The following is a 17,817-nucleotide window of genomic DNA, read 5'->3' on the forward strand; positions in this document are numbered from 1 at the left end:
CAAAGGCCGAAGGCCCTCACCTGAGGGCACGGACCACCGGCGCGCCCGGGGTTCGCCTTCCCCTGGACGAAGGACGAAGGAGTCGCGGTGTCCAACTCCGACATCTTTATCGGCGAGACGATCGGAACCGCGGTTCTGATCCTCCTCGGCGGTGGCGTGGTCGCCGCCGTCACCCTCAAGAATTCCAAGGCACGCGGAGCGGGCTGGCTGGCCATCACGTTCGGATGGGGCTTCGCGGTCCTCACGGCCGTCTATATGACGGGCGCTCTCTCCGGCGCGCACATCAACCCCGCCGTCACGCTCGGCATCGCCATCAAGGACGGGACCTGGTCGACCGTCCCCATCTACTTCGCCGGCCAGATGCTGGGCGCGATGATCGGCGCCGCGCTGTTCGTGGTCGCCTACTACGGCCAGTTCATGACGCATCTGACCGACCGGGCGATCATCGGCGACCCCGCCGACAAGCCCATCGAAGGCAGCCACAGCGGCGGCGGCAAGGCCGGCCCCATCCTCGGCATCTTCTCCACCGGCCCGGAGATCCGGGTGGTCTGGCAGAACCTGGCGACCGAGATCATCGGCACCACTGTCCTGGTGCTCGCCGTGCTCACCCAGGGCCTCAACGCCGACGGCGACGGGCTGGGCACACTGGGCGCCCTCATCACCGCCCTCGTCGTCGTCGGCATCGGCCTCTCGCTCGGTGGACCCACCGGGTACGCCATCAACCCGGCCCGTGACCTCGGCCCCCGCATCGTCCACGCCCTGCTGCCACTGCCCAACAAGGGCGGCTCCGACTGGGGCTACGCCTGGATCCCCGTCGTCGGCCCGATGGCCGGCGGAGCACTCGCCGCGGGAATCTACAACCTCGCGTTCGCTTGACCGTGCGCCCGTACGCCGTACGGGTGGAGCCACAGCCGTCTCCCATCGACCACCAGCAGGAGCACCCCGTGACTGACGCACACACCACCGGCGCCGCCTCACATGGGCACGGCCCGTTCATCGCGGCTATCGACCAGGGCACCACGTCCAGCCGTTGCATCGTCTTCGACAAGGACGGCCGGATCGTCTCCGTCGACCAGAAGGAACACGAGCAGATCTTCCCCAAGCCCGGCTGGGTGGAGCACAACGCCATCGAGATCTGGACCAATGTGCAAGAGGTCGTCGCGGGCGCCATCGAGAAGGCGGGCATCACCTCCGCCGACGTCAAGGCGATCGGCATCACCAACCAGCGCGAGACGACCCTGTTGTGGGACAAGAACACCGGCGAACCCGTCCACAACGCCATCGTCTGGCAGGACACCCGTACCGACGCCCTCTGTCGCGAACTGGGCCGCAACGTCGGCCAGGACCGGTTCCGCCGTGAGACCGGTCTGCCCCTCGCCAGCTACTTCGCCGGCCCCAAGGCGCGCTGGCTCCTCGACAACGTCGAGGGTCTGCGGGAGCGCGCCGAGCGGGGCGAGATCCTCTTCGGCACGATGGACTCGTGGGTCATCTGGAACCTGACCGGCGGGGTCGACGGCGGGGTGCACGTCACCGATGTCACCAACGCCTCGCGCACGATGCTGATGAACCTCCACACCATGGCCTGGGACCCCAAGATCCTCAGCTCCATGCACGTACCGGCCGAGATCCTGCCCGAGATCCGCTCCTCCGCCGAGGTGTACGGCACCGCCAAGGGCGGGGTACTCGACGGCATCCCGGTCGCCTCCGCGCTCGGCGACCAGCAGGCCGCGCTCTTCGGGCAGACCTGTTTCGCCGAGGGCGAGGCCAAGTCGACCTACGGCACCGGCACCTTCATGCTGATGAACACCGGACACACACCGGTGAACTCCTACAACGGACTGCTGACGACCGTCGGCTACCGCATCGGCGACGAGCAAGCGGTCTATGCCCTCGAAGGCTCGATCGCCGTCACCGGCTCGCTGGTGCAGTGGATGCGGGACCAGATGGGTCTCATCTCCTCCGCACCGGAGATCGAGACGCTGGCCCTGACCGTGGAGGACAACGGCGGCGCGTACGTCGTGCCCGCGTTCTCCGGGCTGTTCGCCCCCTACTGGCGCCCCGACGCCCGCGGTGTGATCGCGGGTCTCACCCGCTACGTCACCAAGGCCCACATCGCCCGTGCCGTGCTGGAGGCCACCGCCTGGCAGACCCGTGAGATCAGCGACGCCATGACCAAGGACTCCGGCGTCGAGTTGACCACGCTCAAGGTCGACGGCGGGATGACCTCCAACAACCTGCTGATGCAGACCCTCTCGGACTTCCTGGACGCACCGGTGGTGCGCCCCATGGTCGCCGAGACCACCTGCCTCGGCGCGGCCTACGCCGCGGGTCTGGCCGTCGGGTTCTGGCCGGACACGGACGCGCTGCGCGCCAACTGGCGCCGGGCCGCCGAATGGACCCCGCGCATGGACGCCGACAAGCGCGAGCGCGAGTACAAGAGCTGGCTCAAGGCCGTACAGCGGACCATGGGCTGGCTCGAAGAGGAAGACTGACAGGAGCAATGGACATGACCACCCTGCAGAGCGTTCCGACCCTCGGGACGCACCCGGCATCCGGCTTTCTCCCGAGCCGCGCCGAGACCCGGGAGCAGCTCTCCAAAGCCTCGTACGACCTCCTGGTGATCGGCGGCGGCATCCTGGGCATCTCCACCGCCTGGCACGCCGCGCAGTCCGGACTGCGGGTGGCCCTGGTGGACGCCGGCGACTTCGCCGGCGCCACCTCGTCCGCCTCCTCCAAGCTGCTGCACGGCGGACTGCGCTACCTCCAGACCGGTGCGGTCAAACTGGTCGCGGAGAACCACTTCGAGCGCCGCGCCCTCTCCCGTGAGGTGGCCCCGCACCTCGCCAATCCGCTCACGTTCTACCTGCCCGTCTACAAGGGCGGACCGCACGGCGCGGCCAAGCTCGGAGCCGGAGTCTTCGCCTATTCGGCGCTCTCGGCGTTCGGAGACGGCGTCGGCCACGTCATCAGCCCGGCCAAAGCGCAGCGGGACGTGCCCGAGTTGCGCACCGAGAATCTCAAGGCCGTCGCCGTCTACGGGGACGACCAGATGAACGACGCCCGGATGGCGTTGATGACGGTCCGCGCGGCCGTCGACGCGGGGACGACCGTGCTCAACCACGCCGAGGTCACCGGACTGCGCTTCACCCGGGGCCGGGTGACGGGTGCGGAGCTCAAGGACCGTACGGACGGTACCGAGTTCGGGGTGAACGCGCGGCTGGTGCTCAACGCCACCGGCCCATGGGTGGATCATCTGCGCCGGATGGAGGACGCGGGCGCCGCACCCTCGATCCGACTCTCCAAGGGCGCACACCTGGTGCTCAAGCGCACCTCGCCGTGGAAGGCGGCCCTGGCGACGCCGATCGACAAGTACCGGATCACCTTCGCCCTCCCCTGGGAGGACATGCTGCTGCTCGGCACCACCGACGAGGCGTACGAGGGGGACCCGGGCGAGGTCTCGGTGACCGAGCAGGACACCGCCCAGATCCTGGACGAGGCGGCGTTCTCCATCCGGGACCAGCAGTTGTCCCGCGATCTGATCACCTATGCGTTCGCCGGTCTGCGGGTGCTCCCCGGGGGCCCCGGGGACACCTCACAGGCCAAACGGGAGACGGTGGTGACCGAAGGCCGTGGCGGGATGCTGTCGGTCGCGGGCGGTAAGTGGACGACTTTCCGCCATATCGGTCGGACGGTGATGAACAAACTGGCGGCGCTGCCGGGGCAGCCGCTGGCCGAGGACATGGAACCGATCGACCAGTTGCCCAGGAAGCTGCCACTGCCGGGCATCGCCAATCCGAACGCGGTCGCCCACCGGTTGATGGCCGACGGACCGGCGCCCGGCCCCCGGATGTCCGCAGACACCGCACGCCACCTCGCCACCCACTACGGCTCGCTCTCCTTCGACATCGCTCGGCTGGCCAACGACGATCCCGCGCTGGCCGAGCGCATCCACCCCGACGCCCCGGAGATCTGGGCCCAGGTCGTGTACGCCCGGGACCACGAGTGGGCCGAGACCGCGGACGACGTGCTGCGGCGGCGCACCACGCTCACGGTGCGGGGACTGGCCACCGATGGGATACGGGACCGGGTGGAGGGGCTGCTCCGGCACCGACGCTGAACCACGGCGCGGGACGCGGGCGGTGCTCGTCCGGGGCCCGGTCGCCGCAGGCCCCTTGACGATCACGCCGCGATCGCTCCCCCGGGGACCGCCGGGCGTGATCGCCAAGGGGGCGTACGCCGTCTCGGGCGGTGGAGCGCATCGTGGCCCGTGGCATGGCTGCGTCGCTGGTGGGAGGTAGCGGACGGCAGTGCGCACGCACGAGCTCTTTCCAGCCGCTACGCATGTCATCGAAGTTCACCCGCCCGTGCACGAGGGCTGCGGCGGGGCACCTCGTAACCCGTAAGGTTGGTGCGTACGCGAGGGAACTTCGGAAGGAGGCACTGGGTGATCGAGCTCGAGGGGGTACCCGAGCTGATCGACCCGGTCATGGTGGCCGCGTTCGAAGGCTGGAACGACGCCGGCGACGCCGCCTCCACCGCGGTCGCACACCTGGACCGGGAGTGGAAGGGGGAGGTGTTCGCGGCCCTTGACGCCGAGGACTACTACGACTTCCAGGTCAACCGGCCCACGGTGTGGCTGGACGGCGGAGTACGGAAGATCACCTGGCCGACGACCCGACTGTCCGTGGTCCGTGTCGGGGGTGAGAAACCGCGCGATCTGGTGCTGGTTCGGGGCATCGAACCGTCCATGCGCTGGCGCTCGTTCTGCAATGAGATCCTCGGATTCGCCCATGAGTTGGGGGTGGAGATGGTGGTGATCCTCGGTGCGCTGCTCGGGGACACGCCTCATACGCGGCCGGTGCCGGTCAGCGGCATCACGTCCGATCCCGACCTGGCCAGGACCATGGACCTGGAGGAGACGCGCTACGAAGGTCCCACCGGAATCGTGGGCATCCTCCAGGAGGCGTGCACCCATGCGGGCGTGCCCGCGGTGAGTCTGTGGGCCGCGGTGCCGCACTATGTGTCCCAACCGCCCAACCCCAAGGCCACACTTGCGCTGCTGAACCGGTTGGAGGATCTGATCGGGCTGCGCATCCCGCTGGGCGAACTGCCCGAGGACGCGCGGGCGTGGCAACTGGGCGTGGACCAACTGGCCGCCGAGGACAGCGAGGTGGCGGAGTACGTCCAGACGTTGGAGGAGGCCAGGGACACGGCGGAGTTGCCCGAGGCGTCGGGCGAGGCCATCGCCCGCGAGTTCGAGCGCTATCTGCGGCGGCGGGACGGGGGGCCGGGCAGCGGACCGGGGTTGGCGACCGACGGCGGTGACAGCGGCACCTACCTCCGCGATCCGTCGGGCGGGTTGAACCGGCCGTCGAAGGCAGCCCGTACGGAACCGGACACAGGGCCGGGCACCGAGCAGGAACCGGACACGGAAGCAGACGCGGAAGCGGAACCTGGTCCGGAGTCTGAGCCGGGTCCGGGTCCAGGTGCTGAGCCGGGTCCGGGTGCTGAGACGGGTCCGGGTGCGGACGGTGCGTCCCAACCGGGTGCCGCGCACGATCCGGATGCGGACAGCGCGGCGGAGACAGCAGAGCGGGACTCCTCGGCGCCTGCCGACGATTCGGGCGCGGGGTCCGGCACGGACTCGGACACGGGCTCTGATGACCCGGACTCGGATCCCAGCGAGAGCGGGCCGGAAGGGTCGGCCGCCGGGGACAGCGGGGCCGCCCGGGACAGCGGGGATGCCGGGGACAGCGGGGATGCCGAGAATGCCGCCGGGGAGGACCCTCCCGGGCGGTGAGCGGCTGTGGGGGCGACCGGTGCCCCCCGGACCTGAGTGAGGGGCGGCGCATCGAATGCGCCGCCCCTCACGGCGTTGCTGTGGCTCAGGGAACGCCGACCGGCGTGGCACCACGGACATGGCTGCTGGGGTGCTGTGGCCGAGGGTGTCGGTGGTCCGACGCCCTCGGCCGTACCGACGACGATCCCGACCGGGCCTACCTCGGCTCAGCCAGCCCTACAGCGCCACTCCCAGCAGTGCGTCGACCGTACGGGAGACCAGTCCGGGCGCCCCTTCGTCCGTGCCGCCCTCGGTGCGCTGGCGTTCGGCCCAGCGGTCGACGGCGAGCAGTGCGCTGGGGGCGTCCAGATCGTCGGACAGGGCCGCACGGACCTCCTCGACGAGGGCGTCGGCGGAGGGTCCGTCGGGTCGGGAGACCGCCGCACGCCAACACTCCAGTCGCGTCAGCGCGTCCTGGAGCACCTGGTCGGTCCACTCCCAGTCGGCCCGGTAGTGGTGGGAGAGCAGCGCAAGGCGGATCGCGGCGGGGTCGACGCCCTCCCGGCGCAGGGTGGAGACGAAGACCAGGTTGCCCTTGGACTTCGACATCTTCTCGCCGTTCAGGGCGACCATTCCCGCGTGTACGTACGCCCGCGCGAAGGGATGCTCCCCGGTGAGGGCATGGGCGTGTGAGGCACCCATCTCGTGGTGGGGGAAGACGAGGTCCGACCCGCCGCCCTGGACGTCGAAGCCCATGCCGAGGTGGTCGAGGGCGATGGCGACGCACTCGATGTGCCAGCCGGGCCGGCCACGGCCGAGGCTGCCCCCGTCCCAACTGGGTTCGCCCTCCCGGGCGGCCATCCAGAGCATGGGGTCGACCGGGTTCTTCTTGCCGGGGCGCTCGGGGTCGCCACCGCGTTCGGCGGACAGCAGCCGCATCGCCTCGGCGTCGAGGTGGGACACCTCGCCGAAGTGGGGGTCCGCCTCGACCGAGAAGTAGACGTCCCCTTCGAGTTCATAGGCCGCGCCGGCGTCGCGGAGCCGCTCCACCAGCGGAACGATGCCGGGTATCGACTCGACGGCTCCGATGTAGTGCTGCGGCGGGAGCATGCGGAGCGCGGTCATGTCCTCGCGGAAGAGTGCGGTCTCCCGCTCGGCGAGCCCGGTCCAATCCTCCCCGTCGCGGATGGCTCGCTCCAGGAGCGGATCGTCGATGTCGGTCACGTTCTGGACGTAGTGGACCTGGCGCTTGGTGTCGAGCCACACGCGCTGGACGAGGTCGAACGCGTTGTAGGTCGCCGCGTGTCCCATGTGGGTGGCGTCATAGGGCGTGATGCCGCAGACGTAGATACGGGCGACGGGGCCGGGGTCCAGGGTGAGTGGACCGCCGGTTGCGGTGTCGTGAATCCGAAGGTCGCGGCCCGTGCCAGGCAGGGCGGGGACCTCAGAAGCGGGCCAGGCATACATGATCTGAGCCTAACCGGACGGGTGATCCGGATACGAACCGGATCACGCCGGTTGGCCGGTTGTGCGCTCTTGTGAATTCCTCGTGCCCTGTGCATGGCCAGCCAGGAGAGCCCGCAGAATCGATAAATCGATGCCGGTCAGTACCGGGGCGATGCCCGGTCCACACGAGCCACACGGGATCGGGCGACCAGACCGCACACTGCCGGAACGCCATCAGCACCCGGTCGGCTCGCGAAGGAGACCGATCGGGATCGGACGACCGGTCATCGGTCCGTCGAGCACGGCGCGACCGGGCCGACCGGGCCGACACCCGACCGTTCTCGGTCAGTCGTCCGGCGCGCCCCTCACACAGGTGGCCAGGGGATCGCCGGCCACTCGCCGGAAGGCACCGGATGTCGGCCCGTGGCCCGAAGCGCCGACACCCTGCCGCGGACAGCCGTCACCTCGGCCGGGGTCAGCAACCGCTCCAACCGGGCACCGAGGGGCCCACCAGCGGCCAGGGCCGATGAAAGCCCCTCCAGGGCCTCCAGGGCCTCATCGGGCAACGGCTCCCCCGCCCACCCCCAGAGCAAGGTGCGGAGCTTGTCGTCCACATGGAAGCTGACGCCGTGGTCGATGGCGTACAGCGCACCGCCCGCGGCGGGCAGCAGATGGCCGCCCTTGCGGTCACCGTTGTTGATCACTGCGTCGAGCACGGCCAGCCTGCGCAACCGCGGGTCGTCGGCATGGACCAGTAGGGCGGTGCGCCCCTCGCCCACCTCGGCGAAGCCGACCGCCTTCCAGCCGTCGCCCGGCTCCTCACCCTCCACGAGTGCCAGGAGCGGTGCCTCGGCCTCGGCCTCGATCCAGAGCTGGACCATGCCCTCTCCGTGCGGTCCGTCCCGTAGCACCGTCGGGGGCACGAGCCCCCAGCCCAGTGCTTCGGAGACCTCGTAGGCTGCGACCTCGCGCTGGGCCAGCGTGCCGTCGGGGAAGTCCCAGAGCGGGCGCTCGCCGGCGACCGGTTTGTAGACGCAGGCCGTCTCCTCGCCGTCGAGGACGATCGAGCAGAACAGGACCGCGTTGGACGCCTCCCGGACCTGACCGCGTACTCGGAGCTCCCCCTTCGCCAGGAGATCGAGGGCGGTCACACTCCCCTGCGGTATCCGTTCTGGCGCGGGCACACATGTCCTTCCGGGTCGAGCGGCAGGCTGCACAGCGGGCACGGCGGACGACCGGCGTTGACCACGTCCAGCGCGCGTTTGGCGAAGGCCCGGGCCTGCGCCCCGCTCAGTCGCACCCTCAGCATGGGCGGGCCGTTCTCCTCGTCCCGCAACAGCCGCTCCTCGGCGTCGGCGAGGTCCTCGTCGGACTCCGCCTCCAGCTCGACCAGGGCCTGCGCCTCGACGATCATGCGCTGTTCCTCGCCGTCCCAGGCCAGGGCCATGGTGCCCACCCGGAACTCCTCCTCCACGGGCGAGTCCAGCGGGGCGGTGTCCGCGACGTCGGTCGGCGCCACCGCGGGCACGGGCGCATTGCCCCCGGTGCGGCGGACCACCTCGTCGAGGAGCTCGTCGATGCGTTCGGCGAGCGCGGACACCTGGGTCTTCTCCAGGGCCACACTGGTGACGCGTCCTCCGGCCGATGCCTGGAGGAAGAACGTACGGCGTCCAGGCAGCCCGACCGTACCGGCCACGAACCGGTCCGGCGGGTCATAGAGGAACACCTGACGGGACACGCTCTTAACTCCCTCAAGACTCGGGAACGACCTGGCATTGACCTGCAACGAGCTGTACGAACGGGCTGAGGGGCGCTTGGGTGGTGCGGGCGCACTCAGCCCGTCCACCCTACTGCCAGGCGATCACGCGGTGCCCGTGCCGCCACCGACGACGGCCTCGCCGTCATCACCGGCGGCGCCGGTGCTCCCGGCCTCTCGGTGGTCCCTGTCGCGCGGCGCCAGCGAGCCCAGTTCACCCGTGTCCCCCAGGCGCAGAAGAAATGGCCGCGTACGGGTGTAACGGATCGCTGTCACGGAACAAGGTTCCACATGGACCCGCTGGAAGAGATCGAGATGCATGCCGAGTGCGTCCGCGACGATCGACTTGATGATGTCCCCGTGCGAGCAGATCGCATAGACCGCGTCCTCACCGTGCTCGGCGTCGATGCGCTCATTCCAGTCGCGTACGGCGTCGACGGCCCGCGCCTGCATCGCACGCATGGACTCGCCACCAGGAAACACCGCCGCAGAAGGATGCTGCTGCACCACCTGCATCAGCGGTTCGTCAGCCAGTTCACGAAGTTTGCGCCCCGACCAGTCCCCGTAGTGACATTCGCCGACCCGCTCGTCGGTCTGGATCCGCAGTTCGGGACGGGCGTCCAGCAGGGGTTGCACAGTCTGGAGGCAGCGTTCGAGGGGGCTGCTGACCACGGCGGCGAGCGGCAGCGCGGCAAGGCGCTCGGGCAGGGCGGCGGCCTGGGCGGCGCCGTGTTCATCGAGATGGACACCCGGGGTCCAGCCCGCGAGTACCGCTGCGGTGTTCGCGGTGGAGCGTCCGTGGCGTACCAGGATCAACGTGGCCATGTCCGCAAGCCTAGGTCGTGTCGGCGCCGACCCGACCCTTCGGGGCACGGCAGGCGAAGGCCGACGCCGGGGTGCGCAGGGGCGGTCCGCGCGGAAGAATACGCGCCGTGATCGTCGACTGCGCCATCTATCGCGAAGGGCGCCGCACCGAGGGCCCGGCCGATCTCTCCGATGCGCTCGCCGAGGCCAGGTCGAGTGGCGACGCCTTCTTGTGGATCGGTATGCACGAGCCGACCGACAAGGAGTTCGACCTGGTCAAGCAGGAGTTCGGGCTGCATCCCCTGGCCGTGGAGGATGCCTTGCGGGCCCATCAGCGGCCCAAGTTGGAGGTCTACGACGACTCCCTGTTCATGGTGCTCAAGCCGGTGGCGTACGAGCCGGAATCGGACACCGTCACCGCCGACGAGCTGATGGTCTTCGTCGGCGACTCCTTCGTGGTCACGGTCCGTCACGGGGAGAGCTCTCCGCTGGCCGCCGTACGCCAACGTCTGGAGGCGGAGCCCGAGGTCCTGGCGCACGGCCCCACCGCCGTGCTGTACGCGGTCAGTGACGCGGTGGTCGACAAGTACATCGAGGTGGCGGCGGAGTTGCAGGTGGACCTGGAGGAGATGGAGGCCGAGGTCTTCGCCCCGGCCCGGAAGGAGGTCCATCACTCCCGGCGGGCGCGGAAGGCACAGAAGGCACAGCAGGCCGCGGGGATCCGGGCAGGCGACGACAGAACGGCCGGCCCGCCCACGGCCGCCAGGATCTATGTGTTCAAGCGGCAGGTGCTGGAGTTCCGTCGGGCCACCGGTCCGCTGGCCGCCCCCATGGCCCGGTTGTCGGGGGCGGGGGTGCCGTTCGTCCACGAGCGCTCACAGCCGTTCTTCCGGGACGTCAGCGACCATCTGACCCGGGCCAATGAACAGGTGGAGGGACTGGACCGACTGCTCTCCGACATCCTCGCCGCGCACCTCGCCCAACAGGGGGTCCGGCAGAACGACGACATGCGCAAGATCTCGGCCTGGGCCGCCATGGCGGCCGTACCGACGATGGTCGCGGGGATCTACGGGATGAACTTCGCGCATATGCCGGAACTGGGATGGGTGTGGTCCTATCCCGCGGTGCTGGTCCTGATGGGCGGAACCGTCTACAGCCTCTTCCGACTGTTCAAACGCCGAGGCTGGCTGTAGGCCGGAGCCAGGGAGCCGGGGCGTGCGGGCTCCGACCGGCTCGGCGGGCCGGTCGGAGCGTCCACCAGGGACAACCGGGCAGGTCAGAATGCCGGGGCGACGGTGGGGGGTCCATCGAGGGCTCCCCGCCGCTCCGGCATCCGCAGGCTGATCATTCGATGCCAGCCGCCGAACCTCTCGTAGCCGTACATGGCCTGGATGCCGGCTGTGAGTGCCGCCGACTTGGCGCGTGGCCAGCGCAGCACCCGACCCATCTCGGCCATCACGGCGAGGCTGACGTCACGGTAGACCTTGATCTCGGTCAGGGCGCTCTCACGCAGCACGCCCTGGATGGTGCGCCCGTGTCCGGCAGCCGCGAGGCGGAGCAGTTCCTCATGGCAGTACGCGAGGTGGTTGTCCTCGTCGTTGCAGATCATCCGGATGGCCTTGCCCAACTCCGGGTGGTTGCCGAAGTGCTTGACCAGCATGTCCATCTGGTCGGCCGCACGCTGCTCGGTGACCCGGCTGTGTGCCAGGTAGACCACGATGTCCTTCTCGGTCAGGGGCTCCTCACGACGGAGCTTGTCATGGGGGAGGCCGATGCCGTGGCGCTCCAGGAGCATGGTGTAGTCGGTCTCCGGGGGCACGGGCACGGGTTCGAGCCCCCGCTTGTGCAGGAGCGCGTCGAAGATCCGGCCGTGCTTGTCCTCGTCCGCGCCGTGCCGGGCGATCTTGGGCGCGAGATCGGCCATCGCGTCGGGCACCAGGGCTGCGATGCGGCCGTTCTCCCAACCTCCCTGGGCCTCGCCGCTGGCGGCGATGGAGCAGAACAGCTGGAAGGAGTCGTCGTGGTCGATGATCTCCTGGAAAAGGCTTCGAGCCGAAAGCATCACTGCCACCTCCTGAAGGCGTCCGCAAGGGTCCGCAAAGAAGGAGTCAAGTGCGGTACCGGGTGCGGGGCAACATCTGCGTCGGCCAACTGCGCCAAACGGACGACATCAGGGGTCGTGGAGGCTCATCAGAGGCGATGTGAGGCCATCAGTGGTACCGGTACCCGTCGGTGCGGTCGGTTGCGGTCCGTGCGGTCCCTGCGGTCGGTTGCGGTCGGTTGCAGTCAGGGCCAGCGGTGTCGTACGTGTCGTCAGTGCCATCCGGAGTGTGTCGGACGGAGGCCGTTCGCGGGAGCACCGGGCGTACGGTGCTCCCGCGAGGTCCCCGGGGACCGGGTGGCGGTTTCAGGCGAGGCCCGAGCGCTCCAGGGCGGCGGTGCCCGCGCGCAGCGCGGCGAGGCGCTCATCGAGGGTGAACCCGGCCGGGGCCAGGGTCAGGGTGGTCACTCCTGCCGCCGCGTACTGCTGCATGCGGTCCGCGATCCGCTCGACGGAACCCAGCAGGGTGGTGGAGTCGATCAGTTCCCTCGGGACGGCAGCGGCGGCACCGTCCTTGTCGCCGGCGAGGTAACGGTCCTGGATCTCCGCCGCAGCCTTGTCGTACCCCATGCGCCGGGCCAGTTGGTTGTAGAAGTTCTGTTGGCGGCTGCCCATGCCGCCGACGTACAGGGCGGTGTAGGGGCGGAACACATCGGCGAGCGCGTCGAGGTCGTCGCCGAGGGCGAGCGGCAGGGTGGGGCAGACGTCGAAACCGTCCATCGTCTTGCCTGCCTTGGCCCGTCCGGCTCGGAGGTGGCGGATCGCCGTCTCCTCCAGATGGTCTGCCGACGGGAAGATCAACAGCGCACCGTCGGCGATCTCACCGGTCTGTTCCAGGTTCTTGGGTCCGATCGCGGCGATGTAGAGGGGGATGTGCTCGCGCTCGGGGTGGACGGTGAGCTTGAGCGGCTTGCCGGGGCCGTCGGGCAGGGGCAGCGTCCAGTGCGCACCCTCGTAGGAGAGCCGCTCGCGGGCCATGGCCTTGCGGACGATCTCCACGTACTCCCGGGTGCGGGCGAGGGGCTTGTCGAACTTCACGCCGTACCAGCCCTCGGAGACCTGGGGACCGGAGACGCCGAGGCCGAGGCGGAACCGGCCGCGTGAGAGCGAGTCGAGGGTGGCGGCGGTCATGGCCGTCATCGCGGGCTGGCGGGCCGGGATCTGGAGGATGGCGGAGCCGACGTCGATGCGCTCGGTGTGTGCCGCGACCCAGGCGAGGACGGTTGGGGCGTCGGATCCATAGGCTTCCGCTGCCCAACAGACGTCGTAGCCGAGCCGGTCGGCCTCCTGGGCGACTGCCAGATTGTCGCCGTCCATCCCCGCGCCCCAGTAGCCGAGGTTGATGCCGAGTCGCATAACACTCCCTCTTACCGATCAGTAACTTCTCTGTTCCGGGGACTCTAGCGCCCGGACCGGCGATCCGTCAGGGGGCGATGGGGCTGGTCGGCGACGGGTGGGTTATCCACAGGGTCTCTCGATGTCGCCGCCCGGCCAGTAATCTCAGCGCTCATGGAGCAGAGGCATCTCGGCCGCACCGGCCTGCGCGTGTCCCGGATCGGTCTCGGCACCCTGACCTGGGGCCGGGACACCGATGAACACGACGCCGCCGACCAGTTGAAGGCGTTCTGGGAGGCGGGCGGGACGCTGGTCGACACCGCCGATGTGTACGGGGGCGGGGACGCGGAGTATCTGCTCGGGCAGTTGATCGAGCGGCTCGTGCCCCGACGCGATCTGGTGATAGCCACCAAGGCGGGCAGCGTGCTCGACCCCGACCGCCGCTTCAACACCTCGCGCGGGCATCTGCTGGCCTCACTGGACGATTCCCTCGCCCGGCTGGGGACGGACTACGTCGACCTCTGGCAGGTCCACGCGTTCGATCCACTGACCCCGTTGGACGAGACGTTGCAGGCGCTGGACATCGCGGTGAGCAGCGGCCGGGCCCGCTACGCCGGCGTGTCGAACTTCTGCGGTTGGCAGTTGGCAAAGGCGGCGACCTGGCAGCTCGCATCGCCGGGGCCGCGCACCCGACTCGCCAGCACCCAGATGGAGTACTCGCTGCTCCAGCGCGGAGTGGAGCGGGAGGTACTGCCCGCGGCGCTCGATCTCGGCGTCGGCCTACTGCCGTCATCACCACTTGGTCGGGGTGTGCTGACCGGGAAGTACCGCCACGGCACGCCGTCGGACTCACGGGGCGCGTCAGAGGTCCTCGGTCCCTTCGTGGAGCCGTATCTCGACGAGACCGCGGACGGCATCGTGGAGGCCGTGCTGACCGCGGCGGACGGGCTGGCGACGACGGCGTTGCAGGTGGCACTCGCCTGGGTGCGGGACCGGCCGGGAGTCGTGGCCCCGATCGTCGGCGCGCGCAACGCGCAGCAACTCGTCGCCGCACTGTCAGTGGAGGCGCTTACGCTTCCTGACGAGATCCGGCGGGCCCTCGACGATGTGTCGGCGCCCGTGCACCGCTATCCCGACCAGGACTGGAGCATGTTGTGACCGCGTCATCCCAGGGGCAGGGCCCCGGTCCCCATGCTGAGCCCGCCTCCACCGACGCACCCGCGGCGGTGTCCGAAGCCGCGCCGAGCGACCCCGCCGCCGCGACGGTCACCGAAGGGCCCACCGAAATCAGCACCGAGACCGGCACCGAAGCGGGCGATCCGGAGACCGTGGCGGAGGCGGCCGACCCCGGTGCGGACGAGTCAGCGCCGAGCGAACCGACCGACACTCCCGAAACGCCGGAGACCGATACGTCGGCGACCAGCACAGCAGAAACCGGCGCGGCAGAAACCGGGGCGACGGAGACCGGGGCTGCAGAGACCGGAGCGGCAGAAACTGATACCCCCGAAACCGGCACCGCGAGCGCTGAGACCTCTGAGGCAGCGGCCGAGTTGCTCGCCCAGCAGGAGCTGCGGGAGCGCATCGAGCAGCGCAAGGCCGAGAAGGAGGGGCCCATCGCAAGCGGGACCAAGCTCCGCGGACAGGCGGCCGACCTGCTGGCCGCCGTGCGGGCGGTCGAGAGCGGGGAGTCCACCGGGCGTGCCTTCTTCCCCTCCCCCGCCCAGGCCAGGACACCCGCGGACGATCCATCGCGTACCCCGTCCGTCCGGGCGCCGGGATCGGCGTCGTCGTCTACACCGGCCGCCGCGGGGCGACCGAGCACACCCGAGACCGTCGCGGCCGTCCGGGCCGTGCTCGGCGAGGGTGCACCCGACGGCCTCGCCGTACAGGTCGCGGATGTGCTCGGGGACACCGCCGCCGCACGGCTCAAGGACGATCCCTGGCAGTTGCTGGCCGTGCCCGGTGTGCTGCCCCAGCAGGCCGATGGATTCGCCCGGGCACTGCTCGGCGATGCGTGCGGTCCGGGAGACGAGCGTCGGACCGCTGCTCTGGTGGTCTGGCAGCTGGAGCGCTCCGCCCTGCGGGGACACACCGCCCTGGAGTCCTCGGCCCTGTGTGCTGCGTTGGCCGAGCACGCGGTGCCCGAACCGGAGGAGGCCCTGCGGAGCGCGGCGGCCGACGGGGTGGTGCTGCTCTTCGACGACTCCGGAGACGACTTCTCCGAAGAGGGCGCACCGGAGGACGCCGAGACCGCCGACGAGACCGTTGCGGCAACCCCGGTGCTGTGGGGGCTCGACCGCTACGCGCTGGCGGAGGAGAGCCTTGCGGACGGCCTGGCCCGACTGGCCCGTGCGGAGGGGGACGACCGCTGGGAGGCAGCGCCGGGCGAGCTGGCCCGGGCACTGGCGGCGAGCGGTCTGGTGGTTCACACCGGCGCGGAGGCGGCACGCGCCGAGCCGCTCGCACTGGCCACCGCCGCGACCGGATTGGGGCTGCGCTGCGTCGTCGCATTCCACAGCGGACACGGTCGTGGTGTCGAGGAGGGCGACACGGTCACCGTCGCCGGGCTGCTCTCCGGCGCCGAAGGGCCGGGCCGGGACGGGGACGGTGCGCTGGTACTCGACCTCCTGGTGGTGCTGGACGCCCCTCTGCTCGACGTGGAGACGGCAGCGATGCTGGTGGAGTCCTTGCCGGACGGGAGCAGGCTGCTGCTCAGCGGCGACCCGGGCCAATTGGGCTCGGCCGGCGCCGGGCGGGTCTTTGCCGACCTGCTGGCGGCTCGGGTGTGCCCCACCGTGGCTTCGCGGACACCCGATCCCGGCCCGCTCGGTGAGCTGGTCTCCGGGATCGGTGCCGGGGAGCTCTGCGCCGTGGCGGCACCCGACAAGGAGGTCGTCATCGTGCCGGTGCGGGATGCGGGCGAGGCCGTGCACCGCACGGTGCAGTTGGTCGCCGATTCCGTACCGCGGGCGATCGGGGTGCCGACCGAGCAGACCCAGGTCATCACGGTCGGCCACGGCGGCGCGGCCGGCACCAGGGTGTTGAACGCGGCGCTGAAGCAACGGCTGAATCCGGGCCCCGGTCGGTTCGGGGGCTTCGATCCGGGCGATCGGATCGCCTATGCCCCGGCCATCGGCCGGACCCTGCCGGGCACGGTCGTCTCGGCGGACGCCGAAGGTCTGCGGCTGGAGTGCGGGGAAGCACGGGTGACGGTGCCGAGGGAGCGGGTCGACGCCGTCGTGCGCCACGGCTGGGCCATGACGGCCCACCAGGCGGCCGGTATGCGGTGGCCCGCTGCCGTGGTGGTCCTGTCCAAGGACGCCGCCCCGGGGTTGAGCAGGCCCTGGGTGTACACGGCCTTCGGTCGGGCCTCGCGCCATCTCTCCGTGGTGCACGGGGTGGACCAGGCGCTGTCGCACGCGGTTGCCCAGGTCCCCGCCCAGGAGCGCACCACACGGCTACGGACCCTGCTCGAAGGGCTGCTCCAGCCGGAGCGGGTGGACGAGACCGCGGGCGCATAGCCCAAGGATGCGCAAAGGGTCCGGTCCCGCGAACGCACGGGGGATCGGACCCTCAGCGGACGGCGCGGCGACCGGCCCGGCGGGGCGGGCGGCGGGTCAGAGGCCGGCTTCGTCGAGGTCGTCGAGGTCCTCGCCCAGGTCGTCCTCGTCGAAGACGGCACTGACGTCGAAGCGGATCACCACCCGCTGCGGGTCCGCCTGCTCAAAGGGGTTGGTCAGCCACTCCCCCGCCTCCGGGAGCTCGTCCAGGGCGGACACCCACAGGGTCGAGTCGCCCTCTTCGAGACCGAACTCCTTGTGCTGCGAGACGATCTCGTCCGGCTCGTACTCACCGAAGAGCACGCCGAGTGCCGCATGGACACTGCCGGCCGCGGACCGGCCGTCCCGCGTCAGCCCCTCGTCGGGATCGGCCGCGGTGATGCGCTGTGCCTGTGCGAGGAGCCGCTGGGGCTCCACCACCGCGTAGTCGCGGCGGATCAGCACACTGAGGGCGTTGGGTTCGTCCGGGCCCGTGTACGGCGGCAGCGACTCGTCAGCCCCGGGGATCTCGAAGGGTGTCACCTCGTCGTAGCGGTCGTAGAGGCGCTCGTCGTACGTCTCCGCCGCCACGGCCAGAGCGTTGAACGCGTCGTAGACGGCAGGATCGTCGTCTCCCGTGCGGTTCTCGACCGCCGCGAGGTGACGGTCCAGTGCGGCTTTGACGGCCTCGGCGGCGGCACGTACCTCGGCAGCGGTGGGCTGCGCAGCATCAGACATAGTGCAGACGCTATCCGTACCGGGCCCATGCCCGCACAATAGATGCGATGCCGGAATACGAATTTGTCGATGTGTATGTCCCGCGCGGGGTCTCCCGCCAGGAGGCGACCCGCCTGCTGACCGACCATGCCGAGTACGCACACTGGGAGTTGGACCGACTCACCCTGCACCGCGACGGCAGCCGCAGGGTGCGGTTGCGCCGCCGTATCATCCGCCAGGTGCGCGCCACCTGGTGAGCACCGCATCAGTACGGAGCAGGCCCCGGCACCCCGGAACCCGCTCCGCTCCTTCTCGCTCGTCTGCCCGGAGGTTCCCTACG

General features: G+C 70.2%; 15 protein-coding genes. 8 read left to right on the forward strand and 7 right to left on the reverse strand.

Annotated elements, in window-relative coordinates; translation table 11 throughout:
- Positions 1 to 87: 87 nt before the first annotated feature.
- The 4 genes from ACFXJL_RS22860 to ACFXJL_RS22875 all read left to right on the forward strand — a co-directional run bounded on the left by ACFXJL_RS22860 (position 88) and on the right by ACFXJL_RS22875 (position 5,800).
- A complete protein-coding gene (locus tag ACFXJL_RS22860) occupies positions 88 to 876 on the forward strand; it encodes an MIP/aquaporin family protein (RefSeq protein WP_358878245.1) in 789 nt (262 codons plus the stop codon).
- 68 nt (positions 877 to 944) lie between these two features.
- Positions 945 to 2,492: a glycerol kinase GlpK gene (gene glpK, locus ACFXJL_RS22865; protein WP_358878246.1), complete on the forward strand. Its 1,548-nt coding sequence runs from the start codon at positions 945 to 947 to the stop codon at positions 2,490 to 2,492.
- A 14-nt stretch (positions 2,493 to 2,506) separates the two neighbouring features.
- A complete protein-coding gene (locus ACFXJL_RS22870; protein ID WP_384695172.1) occupies positions 2,507 to 4,117 on the forward strand; it encodes an FAD-dependent oxidoreductase in 1,611 nt (536 codons plus the stop codon).
- A 327-nt stretch (positions 4,118 to 4,444) separates the two neighbouring features.
- The gene (locus ACFXJL_RS22875; RefSeq protein ID WP_384695175.1) at positions 4,445 to 5,800 is read left to right on the forward strand and encodes a PAC2 family protein; all 1,356 of its coding nucleotides are present in this window, start codon (positions 4,445 to 4,447) and stop codon (positions 5,798 to 5,800) included.
- Between the two features lie 216 nt (positions 5,801 to 6,016).
- Here the strand turns inward: ACFXJL_RS22875 and mshC are convergent, their stop codons facing one another.
- From mshC to ACFXJL_RS22895, 4 genes are all read right to left on the reverse strand, one after another.
- On the reverse strand, positions 6,017 to 7,246 hold the full coding sequence (gene mshC / locus ACFXJL_RS22880) for a cysteine--1-D-myo-inosityl 2-amino-2-deoxy-alpha-D-glucopyranoside ligase (protein ID WP_384637394.1): 1,230 nt from the start codon (positions 7,244 to 7,246) through the stop codon (positions 6,017 to 6,019).
- Positions 7,247 to 7,590: 344 nt separating this feature from the next.
- Positions 7,591 to 8,409, reverse strand: a complete 819-nt coding sequence (locus tag ACFXJL_RS22885) for an SCO1664 family protein (protein WP_358878250.1) — start codon at positions 8,407 to 8,409, stop codon at positions 7,591 to 7,593.
- A complete protein-coding gene (locus tag ACFXJL_RS22890) occupies positions 8,373 to 8,963 on the reverse strand; it encodes a DUF3090 domain-containing protein (protein WP_250920684.1) in 591 nt (196 codons plus the stop codon). Before ACFXJL_RS22890 ends, ACFXJL_RS22885 begins: the two co-directional genes overlap by 37 nt.
- A gap of 123 nt (positions 8,964 to 9,086) precedes the next feature.
- Positions 9,087 to 9,806 (reverse strand): histidine phosphatase family protein, encoded by a 720-nt coding sequence (locus ACFXJL_RS22895; protein WP_358878251.1) that lies wholly within the window; start codon positions 9,804 to 9,806, stop codon positions 9,087 to 9,089.
- Positions 9,807 to 9,904: 98 nt separating this feature from the next.
- Between ACFXJL_RS22895 and ACFXJL_RS22900 the strand changes: the two genes are divergently transcribed.
- Positions 9,905 to 10,978 (forward strand): magnesium and cobalt transport protein CorA, encoded by a 1,074-nt coding sequence (locus ACFXJL_RS22900; protein ID WP_358878322.1) that lies wholly within the window; start codon positions 9,905 to 9,907, stop codon positions 10,976 to 10,978.
- Between the two features lie 83 nt (positions 10,979 to 11,061).
- Here ACFXJL_RS22900 and ACFXJL_RS22905 read toward each other — a convergent pair whose 3' ends face one another.
- A complete protein-coding gene (locus tag ACFXJL_RS22905) occupies positions 11,062 to 11,847 on the reverse strand; it encodes a ferritin-like domain-containing protein (RefSeq protein ID WP_358878252.1) in 786 nt (261 codons plus the stop codon).
- A gap of 345 nt (positions 11,848 to 12,192) precedes the next feature.
- Complete coding sequence (locus tag ACFXJL_RS22910; protein WP_358878254.1) at positions 12,193 to 13,242, reverse strand: LLM class F420-dependent oxidoreductase; 1,050 nt, start codon at positions 13,240 to 13,242, stop codon at positions 12,193 to 12,195.
- Positions 13,243 to 13,395: 153 nt separating this feature from the next.
- On the opposite strand from ACFXJL_RS22910, the gene ACFXJL_RS22915 reads away from it, so the two are divergent.
- Together ACFXJL_RS22915 and ACFXJL_RS22920 are read left to right on the forward strand one after the other, a co-directional pair.
- Positions 13,396 to 14,379, forward strand: a complete 984-nt coding sequence (locus ACFXJL_RS22915; RefSeq protein WP_329016423.1) for an aldo/keto reductase — start codon at positions 13,396 to 13,398, stop codon at positions 14,377 to 14,379.
- Complete coding sequence (locus ACFXJL_RS22920; protein ID WP_384695181.1) at positions 14,376 to 16,742, forward strand: helix-hairpin-helix domain-containing protein; 2,367 nt, start codon at positions 14,376 to 14,378, stop codon at positions 16,740 to 16,742. Before ACFXJL_RS22915 ends, ACFXJL_RS22920 begins: the two co-directional genes overlap by 4 nt.
- A 96-nt stretch (positions 16,743 to 16,838) precedes the next feature.
- Here ACFXJL_RS22920 and ACFXJL_RS22925 read toward each other — a convergent pair whose 3' ends face one another.
- Positions 16,839 to 17,498, reverse strand: a complete 660-nt coding sequence (locus tag ACFXJL_RS22925) for a hypothetical protein (protein WP_358878256.1) — start codon at positions 17,496 to 17,498, stop codon at positions 16,839 to 16,841.
- Positions 17,499 to 17,545: 47 nt separating this feature from the next.
- Between ACFXJL_RS22925 and ACFXJL_RS22930 the strand changes: the two genes are divergently transcribed.
- Positions 17,546 to 17,734 carry a DUF5703 family protein gene (locus tag ACFXJL_RS22930; RefSeq protein ID WP_329016431.1) on the forward strand — a complete coding sequence of 63 codons (189 nt, stop codon included), beginning with the start codon at positions 17,546 to 17,548 and terminating at the stop codon, positions 17,732 to 17,734.
- Positions 17,735 to 17,817: the final 83 nt, after the last annotated feature.

The sequence above is a fragment of the Streptomyces sp. NPDC059256 genome (assembly GCF_042753785.1).
In the GTDB taxonomy this organism is placed as follows: Bacteria; Actinomycetota; Actinomycetes; order Streptomycetales; family Streptomycetaceae; genus Streptomyces.